Source organism: Thiofilum sp., from assembly GCF_016711335.1.
Lineage (GTDB): Bacteria > Pseudomonadota > Gammaproteobacteria > Thiotrichales > Thiotrichaceae > Thiofilum.
The window spans coordinates 3,058,817-3,070,188 of the sequence record NZ_JADJTF010000001.1 but is presented as its reverse complement, the minus strand read 5'-3'; the positions used below and the strand labels follow the sequence as shown (position 1 = coordinate 3,070,188).

General features: G+C 46.0%; 8 protein-coding genes. 5 read left to right on the top strand and 3 right to left on the bottom strand.

Annotation, left to right across the window (positions count from 1 at the left end; translation table 11 throughout):
* The first annotated feature begins 75 nt into the window (after window positions 1-75).
* The 5 genes from IPL34_RS14530 (at window position 76) to IPL34_RS14510 (ending at window position 6,144) form a co-directional block, all read left to right on the top strand.
* A complete protein-coding gene (locus IPL34_RS14530; RefSeq protein ID WP_296842169.1) occupies window positions 76-1,089 on the top strand; it encodes an ABC transporter permease in 1,014 nt (337 codons plus the stop codon).
* Window positions 1,086-1,964, top strand: a complete 879-nt coding sequence (locus tag IPL34_RS14525; protein ID WP_296842168.1) for an ABC transporter permease subunit — start codon at window positions 1,086-1,088, stop codon at window positions 1,962-1,964. Before IPL34_RS14530 ends, IPL34_RS14525 begins: the two co-directional genes overlap by 4 nt.
* Window positions 1,961-2,929, top strand: coding sequence for an ABC transporter ATP-binding protein (locus IPL34_RS14520; protein ID WP_296842167.1), 969 nt, complete (start codon window positions 1,961-1,963; stop codon window positions 2,927-2,929). The genes IPL34_RS14525 and IPL34_RS14520 overlap by 4 nt, the downstream gene beginning before the upstream one ends.
* A complete protein-coding gene (locus IPL34_RS14515) occupies window positions 2,926-3,888 on the top strand; it encodes a dipeptide ABC transporter ATP-binding protein (RefSeq protein ID WP_296842166.1) in 963 nt (320 codons plus the stop codon). The genes IPL34_RS14520 and IPL34_RS14515 overlap by 4 nt, the downstream gene beginning before the upstream one ends.
* A gap of 72 nt (window positions 3,889-3,960) precedes the next feature.
* Window positions 3,961-6,144 carry a glycoside hydrolase family 3 C-terminal domain-containing protein gene (locus IPL34_RS14510; protein WP_296842165.1) on the top strand — a complete coding sequence of 728 codons (2,184 nt, stop codon included), beginning with the start codon at window positions 3,961-3,963 and terminating at the stop codon, window positions 6,142-6,144.
* Between the two features lie 31 nt (window positions 6,145-6,175).
* Here the strand turns inward: IPL34_RS14510 and IPL34_RS14505 are convergent, their stop codons facing one another.
* The 3 genes from IPL34_RS14505 to IPL34_RS14495 all read right to left on the bottom strand — a co-directional run bounded on the left by IPL34_RS14505 (window position 6,176) and on the right by IPL34_RS14495 (window position 11,161).
* Entirely contained in the window at window positions 6,176-6,568 is a 393-nt protein-coding gene (locus tag IPL34_RS14505) for a hypothetical protein (RefSeq protein WP_296842164.1), read from the bottom strand.
* A gap of 117 nt (window positions 6,569-6,685) precedes the next feature.
* Window positions 6,686-9,445 (bottom strand): DEAD/DEAH box helicase family protein, encoded by a 2,760-nt coding sequence (locus IPL34_RS14500; RefSeq protein ID WP_296842163.1) that lies wholly within the window; start codon window positions 9,443-9,445, stop codon window positions 6,686-6,688.
* A gap of 3 nt (window positions 9,446-9,448) precedes the next feature.
* Entirely contained in the window at window positions 9,449-11,161 is a 1,713-nt protein-coding gene (locus IPL34_RS14495; protein ID WP_296842162.1) for a site-specific DNA-methyltransferase, read from the bottom strand.
* Between the last annotated feature and the right edge of the window lie 211 nt (window positions 11,162-11,372).

Below are 11,372 nucleotides of genomic sequence, written 5' to 3'. Positions count from 1 at the left end.
TAAGCTTGCCCAGAAGTTGTGAGTGTCGCAACTTCTGGGCATTAAGTACTTAATGCCCTGATAGGAGCATACTCAGTGCTGAAATTTATCTTTAATAAACTATTGATGTTGATCCCTACTTTTTTGGGTATCACACTGGCTGCTTTTTTATTTGTACGCTTATTACCGGGGGATCCAGTCACGATTTTAACCGGAGAGCGCGGAATTTCAGCCGAGCGTAAAACTGAACTCATGGCGCAATTAGGTTTAGATCAGCCGCTATTATTGCAATACGGGTATTATTTAAAAAATGTCCTCAGCGGTGACTTTGGACAATCCATTGCCACTCATAAGCCTGTCATTGATGAATTTTTTTCACGCTTACCTGCCACTTTAGAATTGGCTTTCGCGGCGATTTTAATTGCTGTTTTGCTTGGAGTACCTGCGGGTATTTTAGCCGCTATTAAGCGCGGGCGTTGGCCCGATCATGTAGTGATGGGGGTAGCACTGACAGGTTATTCTATGCCCATTTTCTGGTGGGGCTTACTACTGATTATGTTGTTCTCGACCACTTTGGGCTGGACTCCGGTTTCGGGGCGCATTGATCTGATCAAATACTATTTTGATGCGGATACTAATTTTATGCTGATTGATGCGTGGCGCTCTGGTCAAGCGGGTGCTTTTGGCTCAGTGGTGCATCATCTAGTCTTACCTGCTCTGGTGCTTTCTACTATTCCTATGGCAGTGATTGCGCGGCAAACGCGCTCAGCGATGTTGGAGGTATTGGGAGAAGATTATATTCGTACCGCCTATGCCAAAGGTTTAAGTCCTACGCGTGTCATTATGGTACATGCGCTGCGCAATGCCTTAATCACTGTCGTTACTATTATCGGTCTACAAGTGGGTAGCCTGATGGCGGGTGCAGTACTGACTGAAACTATTTTCGCTTGGCCGGGGATTGGTAAATGGATGATTGAAGCGATTGCACGGCGCGATTATCCAGCGGTGCAAGGGGGCTTATTATTTATTGCTGTCGCCGTAATGGTGGTGAATCTCTTGGTGGATGTCTTATATGGGTGGATTAATCCACGAGTGAGGGATGGCAAATGAGTATTCCACTCGATCAAAGCAGTTGGCAAATCACATGGCGCTACTTTAAAACCAGTCGCGGCGGTATGGTCGGTTTAGCCTTCCTAGTCATACTCTTACTGGTGGTTATCTTTGCGGATATTATCGCCCCCTTCGATCCTACTTTACAAAACCGCCAAGCCTTACTCTTACCTCCCGCTTGGACTGAGGCAGGTCACTTACCCTATCTACTCGGAACCGATGCAGTCGGGCGCGATATACTCTCAAGGCTGATTTATGGCGCTCGCTACTCTATTTTTATTGGCTGTGTGGTGGTGAGTCTTTCAGTCATTATCGGCACATTGCTCGGTGTGATTGCAGGCTACTATCAAGGCTGGCTAGATACCGTGATTATGCGCATTATGGACATTATCCTTGCCTTTCCAAGTTTATTACTAGCGCTGGGCATGGTGGCGGTCTTAGGTCCTAGTTTAATCAATGCTATGTACGCGATTGCTCTGACGATGCTACCCCATTTTGTGCGTTTAACGCGTGCTAATGTGATGGGAGAGAAAAATCGTGATTATGTGATTGCCAGTCGGGTCGCAGGCGCGGGTAATATGCGCTTAATGTTTAAAACCATTCTGCCTAATTGTATGGCTCCTTTAATTGTACAAGCCACCCTCTCCTTCTCTAACGCTATTTTAGACGCCGCCGCATTAGGCTTTTTAGGCATGGGTGCTCAGCCGCCTACTCCAGAATGGGGCGCTATGCTGGCTGAAGCGCGTGAATTTATCACGCGTGCATGGTGGGTCGTCACCTTTCCGGGCTTAGCGATTTTATTGACTGTGCTCTCGATTAATTTGGTGGGTGATGCTCTACGCGATGCGTTAGACCCAAGGATGCGCCGCTCATGAGTTTATTAAGTGTACGTAATCTATCGGTTGCTTTTCCGACTCAAAACGGTTGGTTTCAAGCGGTTGAAGGCATTAATCTCAGTGTCAATCCTAATGAGATACTAGCTATTGTGGGTGAGTCCGGTTCTGGTAAATCGGTTGCTATGCTGGCACTGATGAACCTATTGCCGCCTCAAGCTCGTATTACCTGTGACGAACTCATTCTCGATGGTAAAAACCTCTTGCAGCTCAATGCAACCGAACGGCGGCGTTTAAATGGCGGCACGGTCGCCATGATTTTCCAAGAGCCTATGACTAGCCTCAATCCGTGTTTTACGGTGGGTTATCAAATCGATGAGGCAGTCAAAACTCATTTAGGTGGTTCTAGTAAGGAACGTAAAGAGCACGTATTAGGTTTATTAGAAGCGGTGGGTATTCCCGACCCTGCACGGCGTTATCATGCTTATCCGCATCAAATGTCGGGCGGCATGAGTCAACGCGCTATGATTGCAATGGCATTAGCCGGGCAACCTAAGCTGCTCATAGCAGATGAACCCACCACAGCCCTCGATGTGACGGTACAAGCTCAAATCCTTGAGCTACTGATGAAACTGCAACAGCAATTCAATATGGGGCTGATCTTAATTACTCATGACATGGGTGTAGTCGCCGAAACTGCGCAACAAGTCGTGGTGCAATACGCAGGGCAACAGGTCGAAAAACATGTAGCTTATGAACTATTCAATCATCCCCACCATCCCTATACCGCTGCACTACTATCTGCCTTACCCGAACGTGCGCCCCCGACGGGTTTACTGCCGACTATTCCGGGGTTAGTGCCCGGACAACAGGATCGCCCGCAAGGATGTTTATTTGCACCACGCTGCTCTTCTCAGCAAGCTCGTTGCCAAACAGAAACGCCAACCTTAGAACCTTATCAACAAGGCTGGATTCGTTGTTTTTATCCTTTGGAGACTAGACCATGAGCGAAGTATTGCGGGCGCAACAATTATGTCGCTATTACTCAGTCTCCCAAGGTTTGACACAACCTAAAGCTATTGTACGCGCCTTAAATGGGGTTAGTTTTAGTTTGCAAGCAGGTGAAACACTAGCGATTGTAGGTGAATCCGGTTGTGGTAAATCAACCCTAGCGCGTGCTTTGACGTTGATTGAAACGCCAACGGCGGGGGAGCTATGGATTGATGGTAAAGCGGTTAATTTTAGCCAAAAACCTAGTGCTGAATTACGCCGCACAATTCAGATCGTGTTTCAAAATCCTTATGGTTCACTCAATCCACGCCAAACCATTCAACAAATGCTGGATGAACCGCTATTGCTCAATACCCACATGAGCAAACTAGAGCGCCGTCAAGCCGTAGCCACTATGCTAGAGCGTGTGGGGTTACGCCCTGAATATGCCGAGCGCTATCCACATATGTTTTCAGGGGGGCAACGCCAACGCATTGCGATTGCCCGCGCTTTAATGCTCAAACCTAAAATTGTGGTATTGGATGAGCCAGTATCTGCTTTGGATTTGTCAGTACGGGCGCAAATTCTGAATCTACTGACTGAGCTACAGCAAGAACTAGGCTTAGCCTATGTGTTTATTTCCCATGATTTGTCGGTGGTAGAGCGGATTGCCGATCAAGTGGTGGTGATGTATTTCGGGCGGGTGGTGGAACACGCCCCCAAAGCGACCATCTTTGCTCATCCGCAGCATCCCTATACTCAAGCCTTGTTTTCCGCTACCCCACAAGCACGAGTAGGGGAAAAACGTGAACGGATTCATTTACAAGGTGAACCACCCTCGCCCTTAAAGCCGCCTACGGGTTGTGCTTTTAATCCACGCTGTCGCTTTACCCAAAAACTATGCACTGAGCAATTACCCGAATTCCGCGAGGTGCAAGGTAGCCAAGTAGCGTGTCATTTAGCACCGCTGGGATAGAGCGGTTATTTAAAGCGCATGCGTCAGTAAGGTGCGATTACTTTTGCTTAAGCCGTTAGGAGACAATATTTTATGAAAAACCCTATTGAGTCGACTATCACGGCTTGGTTACAGGCATTAACGCTTGAGCAAAAGATTTCTCTGCTAGTGGGTATGGGGCTAAACCTCAGCGGAGCCTTTAACACTGAGCATCAAGAAAAAGTCTCTGGTGCAGCAGGCAATACCCGCGCTATTCCAGAGCTAGGTATTCCCTCTATGGTGTTATCTGATGGCCCTGCGGGGGTACGTATTAACCCTACACGCCCCGACTCAGAACGCACCTATTATTGTACTGCTTTTCCGGTAGCCACTACCCTAGCGGCTAGTTGGGACATAGATCTCGTTAGCCGTGTGGGACAAGCAATGGGTGCTGAAGCCCGTGAATATGGCATTGATATTTTACTGACGCCGGGGATGAATTTGCAGCGTAACCCTCTAGGCGGGCGCAACTTTGAATATTACGCAGAAGACCCCTATCTAAGTGGCAAAATGGCCGCTGCTTTAGTTCAAGGATTACAACAAGCTGGGGTGGGAGCTTCCGTTAAGCACTTTATCGCTAATAATCAAGAAACTAGCCGCATGGTGCTCGATGTACAAATGGATGAGCGTACCCAGCGCGAGCTATATCTACGTGGGTTTGAAATCGCCATTAAGGAAGCACAGCCTTGGACGGTGATGAGTGCTTATAATAAAGTAAATGGCAGCTATGCCTCTGAAAATACTGAATTATTACAGACGATTTTGCGGGATGAATGGGGGTTTGATGGGTTAGTGATGAGTGACTGGTTTGCGGGCAATGATGCAGCCGCACAAATGCAGGCGGGGAATGATTTACTCATGCCCGGCACTCCCGAACAACGCGCTATTATCCTTAAAGCGGTACAAGAGGGACGCTTAGCTGAATCAGTACTCGACACTAATCTCACATGCTTTTTTAAGGTATCGCTCAAAACGCCTGTAGCCCAACAATACGCTTACTCTGATCAACCCGATTTAAAAGCACATGCTCAAATAGCCCACCGAGCCGCTGCTGAGGGGATAGTATTATTAAAAAACGAACATACCTTGCCCCTGAACACTAGCCCTAGTATCGCTGCTTTTGGAGTAGGTTCTTATACGTGGATTGCAGGCGGTACGGGTAGCGGCGATGTGAATAAGGCTTATGTGGTTTCTTTGGTAGAAGGACTACGCGCACAACAGCTTAGGGTAGATCCCGCCCTAGAAACGCTGTATCAACCTTATATTGTGGCTGAACAGGCTAAAATCCCGCCTAAACAATTTTTCTTTGAATTGCCGCCCCCACTGCCTGAAATGACACTCGATCCCCAAGTGATTGCTAGCACGGCGGCACAAACTGATTTGGCATTAATTACCTTGGGGCGTAATTCGGGTGAATTTCAAGATCGCACTTTAGCAGGTGACTTTTATTTGACTGAGGCTGAGCAACAACTCATTCACGAGGTCAGTACGGCTTATCATGCACTAGGTAAAAAAGTTATTGTCGTGTTGAATATTGGTAATGTGATTGAAATGGCTAGCTGGCGTGATCAGGTCGATGCGATGTTATTAGCGTGGCAAGGAGGGCAAGAGTCGGGGCATGCATTAGCCGATGTATTGACTGGGGTGATTAATCCTTCGGGTAAATTGCCCGTGACTTTTAGTTTGAGTTATGAGGATGTACCTTCAGCGCCTTATTTCCCCGGCGAGGTGATTCCTGAGGGTGTGGAGCAGTTTGTAGGCCCTATTTCTAAAGGTTTGCCGCGTACTGTGCATTATGGTGAGGGGATTTATGTGGGCTATCGCTATTATCAAACTCAAGGTGTAGCGGTGGCGTATCCGTTTGGTTTTGGTTTGTCTTATACGCAATTTACTTATAGTGATTTGCAATTGAGTGCTGCGGTGTTTGAGGACACGCTGACGATTAGTGTGGCGGTGACTAATACGGGGTCATATGCAGGTAAAGAGGTGGTACAGCTTTATGTGTCTGCGCCTGCGCTCAGTATGGATAAACCCGAGCGTGAGTTGCGGGCTTTTGCCAAAACACGTCTATTACAGGTAGGCGAAACTCAGCGATTGAGTTTTACCTTGGGGGAACGTGATTTAGCTTCTTGGTCAGTAGAGGAGCATGCTTGGGTAGTCGAAAAAGGGCAGTATGTGGTTAGGGTTAGTCGCTCTAGTAGTGAGGATGCACTACTAGCTAGCTTTGAAGTATTGTAAACGGTAGGAGCAACGCCTACCGAGAAGATTCTCACTCCCCAACACAGGCTTGTGCTGTCGATTTTCTTGCTGGGTGTGCAAACAGAGAGGTTGAGGTTGATGCAAAGGTCGATAAAGATTCAGGCGTTAACATCTTTCCATTAGGTAACTTCTCTGCAACATTTACCCCACTGTTAATCATTATCTCTATGATTTTATTGCTTAACTCCATCTGCTTAACCATAGTCTGCATTGTTTCTAGCATAGATTTCTGCATTAATTCCATGTTCTGAGACTGCATTTCCTGTGTTTTCACTATACGTTCTGCCATCTCCCCAATGCGGTCTGCCATAACACCGATACGATCAGACATTTTGCCAATATCGTTGGATAACGTAAGCGTGGTCATTTCAGTATGATCAACACGACCATCGGTACGCTGCATGAGCCTATCAAACATAACTACTACACTCCCTTTATTGTTTTTGCCTGCCCTAAAAATAACCTAAAATTATCGAGGGTAGTATATTTTTTATGAGATAGTTAGATGTTGAACCGTAGCTCATACCTCGATGTTTGTGAACTCACTACTGCTTACATAATCGACTAAGTATTTATTCTCCTGTACTTGATCATGAGCAATGATTAAGTACTTCCATGCCTTAGCTTGATGTTGGCTGGCATAGTCTGAGGCATGTTTACACCATTCTTTAGCAGCTTGTGCTTTAGCGAGTACTTCAGGGGATTGCAATTCATTCGCCGCTTTAGTTTCGATCATCAATAAGTGCTGCTCGGTTTCCGCCACAAAATCGGGAATATACTCGGCAATTTTCGCTCCCTGTTTATAACTAATATCAAATTGCCCCTTGACGGGTTTAAACCATTTCAGTGCATCACGCTCTAAAATCACCGCAAAACGGCGTTCAGTATCCGAATCAAATTTCTGTTGCGGGTAAAGGCATTTCGTAAAACCACTGAATAACATTTGTTTGATTTTACTCACTTCATTTACTGTTTCACGATAAGAGCGCACAGGATAATGAGGGTTGGCAGTAAAATTACAAGGTTTAAGAGGAGTAAAGCCACGACTGACTACTACCTCATACCCTGCTGCTCTTTCCCATGCGTGATGTTGCATTTGAGCATGAATTTCACGGGCAATCGTTTTGCTGTGCTGATTTAAGACAATATACGCATCGTCTTCCGTCAAATAGCTTTTAAAATACTCGACCGCTTGGGTCGCTAAACCATAAAGCAGTTCGCTTTGGGTGAAGTAATCAATATCATCAAACTTAATCAGCGCCCCCACAATATAATCCTCTAGACGTGTTAAGCGCTGGTGTGACTCAGTAGTGAGTTTAAATTGCTCATTAGTACGTAACTCCTGCCCTACTAACTCACGCGTACTCGGTTGTAGCCGTAAGTTTTCAAAACTCACCTTAAACGGATTCACACCCGTAGTAACCTCGCCTGTGGGTCTAACACTAATACGCGGTATATCAATAGTTTGGTCAATCACAAATTGAGTTGCGCGATTGACTAATTCCGCTACATTCAAAGCATCGGCTTCAGTAAACAAGGTACTTTGCACCGGTTTTAATGCTTCCAGCACTTGCTGAGCAATGGCTTGCTGTACTTCGTCTTTTAATAAGGCTTGGGTATTAGGGACAGTACTCGGTTGAGTAGCGTAGTGTTGACTCACTTCTAAGGTTTTCTGTAATACCGCTTTTTCCGCAGCATTGGCATAAGATAAGGTAGGTCTTGGCGAACTAAGCGCATTAGGGGTAGTCGCTGAAGTCTGCGGTTCTGTATTAGTACTAATCGTCTCTTGTATTCCCGCATCTATATGACTCGGTGCATCAGCAAACGCATTATCAAGATGAGAAGTTATCTGATAATTAACCTTAATCTCTTGATCTTCGGGGCGCTCTAAAATCACTTGTTTTAAGCGTAAGGGCGAATCACCGCGATTAGCTTCGTCAATAATTTCCTGAAAACGATCATGTGCAACGATATTAAGCCTATCGACTTCGGCGCAACCTGTGCGCTTGCCATACGGTAGACGCAGACCGCGCCCAATGGATTGTTCAATCAAGGTGCGAGCATTCGCAGCCCGTAGCGGGACGATGGTGTAAAGATTGGTAACATCCCAACCTTCTTTGAGCATATTGACGTGAATCACAATCTCGGTCGGCTCATCCACGCTTTCTACGGCTAATAGGCGCGTGATCATTTGCTCTTCTTCCGCCCCCGATTTTGAGCTATCGACTTGGAGTACTTTGCCTTTATAGCGTCCCTCCATCAGGGTTTCTACGGTTTGGAGTAATTGACTGGCGTGGGTGGTATCACGGGCAATAATCAACATAAACGGTTTAACTAAAGGCTTATTGTAATCGCGCGAGTAATTGAGCAACTCGACCTTAGTCAATTCATGTAAGCGAATCCCATCTTCTAATTTGATTCGTTCTAATTCCTCAGCGCTGTAGTCTTGGGGGTTAAAATTGCGTTGGGTCACGACCGCAGGCTCTTTAACAAAACCATCTTCCATGGCACGCGCTAAGGGGTAATCCATCACCACATTTTTAAACGGGATAGCACCTTTAGTACTTTCTACAAAGGGAGTCGCGGTGAGTTCTAAACCAAAAATCGGCTTTAATTCATTAATCGCTTTCACCCCCGCCGTGGCTCGATAGCGGTGCGATTCATCCATTAATAGGACTAGATCATCTAAAGCAGCCAAATAATCAAAATAACTATCCCCTAATACTTCACGCATGCGCTTGATTCTTGGCTCTTTGCCGCCACGTACTTCAGAGTTAATCTTGGAAATATTGAATACATTAATGCGGATCGGGCTGATGAGATCACGCTGTTTACCTAAGTACTCGTAATTATCACCCGTCACTATTTCTGGTGGTTTAATGGCGAAATGATCAATGCCTTTGAATACGTACTTGGGTGTATTGGGGGTGAAATCTTGAATCAGTTTGTTATAAATCGTGAGATTGGGTGCGAGTACGAAAAAATTATTAATGCCATAGCCTAAATGCAAATAGGTAATAAACGCCCCCATGAGTCGCGTCTTACCCACTCCTGTGGCTAAAGCAAAACACAGCGAGGGAAACTCACGCTCAAAGTCTTGTAAAGTCGGAAACTGGGTTTTAAGACTGTCGAGTATGGCGACTAAATCACGGTCAGGGCTGTGATCGCGCATTGCGGGCGCTTGATCGAGAGCAAGTGCCAATTTTTGCAGTGATTCGGCTTGGGGAGCACGTAGCGATAAAGTGCCCTTAATTTGTTGAATGATTTGCTCGCGGTTCATGATTTAGCCCTCATCTGCTGCAAATAAACTACCTTGCCCTAACGGTGCTGCGGTCTTTTTCGGTTTAGGCGTAGGAGTCATGGCGGTGGGTTTAGGTTGTGCCAACGGTAAATTGGCAATGTTGAGACTGTAATCGTCTTTGCCCCATTCACACAGATTGAGAAGGCTATGAGGGATTTTTTTTAAGGTGAGATTACGCCAGCGAGTACTTGCCTCTTCGCCTGTAATACCCCGCCATGCTGAGGCGATGATGAGTAGGGTTCGATCTTCGCCCACTTCTTCTGCTAGAGCTTGGAGTTGGTCAAAGGTGAGGGTTTGGGTGGTGGTGTAAATAAAGCTGCGCTCGGTCGCGTAACCGTGTTGCCAAAACAATGTTTCCGAAGGTGCGTAGGTATAGCCGTGCAGTTTGCACAACGCTTCGGCGAGCATAGCGGCGTTGTAGCTGGGGTTAATGGTGAGATTGCCCCAGCGGTCGTGTTGTAGGAGTGAGGGTGCTAGTTTGTAGTAGCGAAAACCACCCCCGCCTTGCCAGTTGACGGCTTTAGAGATGCCACCTTGGTCTGTACCGTTAATGACTTTTTGTAGGCGCGGGATGATGTGGGTGTGGCAGTGGTCGCCGAGTTCGATCATGATCCAACGGCGTCCCATTTTGTGAGCGACTGCACCCGTTGTTCCACTGCCTGCGAAGGAGTCAAGTACTAAGTCGTTGGGATTAGTAGCTACTTCTAAGATACGTTTAATTAAATATTCTGGTTTAGGTGTAGAGAAAATTTCATTTGAATTAAATGCTGTTACCTCTTTTTTAGCATCTTGAGTATGACCCACCTCCTCAAAAGACCAAAAAGTTTGCGGAACACGACCATTCTTAGTTTCATTTAAAAAACGTTTTAGAGCTGGGCTACTATTTCCATCTTTGCCCCACCAAATTCTATTCTCTTCGTCTAATGCTTTAAATTTTTCTTTAGAAACTCGCCAGCTTGTACCAGCACGCGGTCTAAATACTTTTCCGGTAGGACCAATAACATCATAAATATCTTTGGAAACTCCTGATTTAGCGAATTGTGCCCCACGTTGCCCTCCTGTTAAGCTAGCCAGCAAATTATCTGAACGCCATAACCCACGACTATCATTGTCTAAGTTTTTGTAATTGCTATTTTGCTTTTCTGTACGAGGCATGGGATTTAATCTAAGTTCCCCTATAGCCTTAGAGAAAACTAAGATGTGATCGTGATCAACTGAAAAAAAGCGAGCTGCGTTCTTTGGTGCATAAACCTTTTGCCAAATTACATTAGCAACAAAATTCTGCCGCCCGAAAACCTCATCACAGAGTACTTTCAAATAATGACATTCATTGTCATCAATCGTAATCCACAGCGAACCGTCCTCACTCAACAACCGCCGAATAATCTCCAACCGATCCCGCATCAACCCCAACCAAATCGAATGCTCCAACCCATCATCATAATGCGTAAACGCACTCCCCGTATTATACGGCGGATCAATAAACACACATTTGACCCTACCCGTAAACTCCGCCTCCAACGCCCGCAGTGCCAATAAATTATCACCAAAAATCAACTTATTATCGAAGCTATCTGCCTCCGTCACCCGATGCGGCGCATGATACGAAAACCTAGCATCTTCTAACAAAATACGCGGCTCTAATTGCGGACGTTGGTCTTTACCAACCCAAGTCAGTTCAAGCTTTTGGGGCATAACAGTATCAAAGCACAATTAACAAAGTGGCTATGATACCTGTTTACAACCCTAAGAGTCATGCACACCCCATCAATACCCCCTTACAAAAACCACACGCCCACTAATAACCCATTTAGCCCTACCCTCGCTCTAACAGAGCCTTACCATCCATAGAGTTAATAGAATGTTCCTACAAATGGCTATTGAAAAAGCAGATAACCCTAATTAC

What these genes read in the sequence shown, in the direction of transcription:
- IPL34_RS14525 (WP_296842168.1), top strand. Translation starts at nt 1,086, where the DNA reads ATGAGTATTCCACTCGATCAAAGCAGTTGGCAAATCACATGGCGCTAC.
- IPL34_RS14520 (WP_296842167.1), top strand. Translation starts at nt 1,961, where the DNA reads ATGAGTTTATTAAGTGTACGTAATCTATCGGTTGCTTTTCCGACTCAA.
- IPL34_RS14515 (WP_296842166.1), top strand. Translation starts at nt 2,926, where the DNA reads ATGAGCGAAGTATTGCGGGCGCAACAATTATGTCGCTATTACTCAGTC.
- IPL34_RS14510 (WP_296842165.1), top strand. Translation starts at nt 3,961, where the DNA reads ATGAAAAACCCTATTGAGTCGACTATCACGGCTTGGTTACAGGCATTA.
- IPL34_RS14505 (WP_296842164.1), bottom strand. Translation starts at nt 6,568, where the DNA reads ATGCAGCGTACCGATGGTCGTGTTGATCATACTGAAATGACCACGCTT.
- IPL34_RS14500 (WP_296842163.1), bottom strand. Translation starts at nt 9,445, where the DNA reads ATGAACCGCGAGCAAATCATTCAACAAATTAAGGGCACTTTATCGCTA.
- IPL34_RS14495 (WP_296842162.1), bottom strand. Translation starts at nt 11,161, where the DNA reads ATGCCCCAAAAGCTTGAACTGACTTGGGTTGGTAAAGACCAACGTCCG.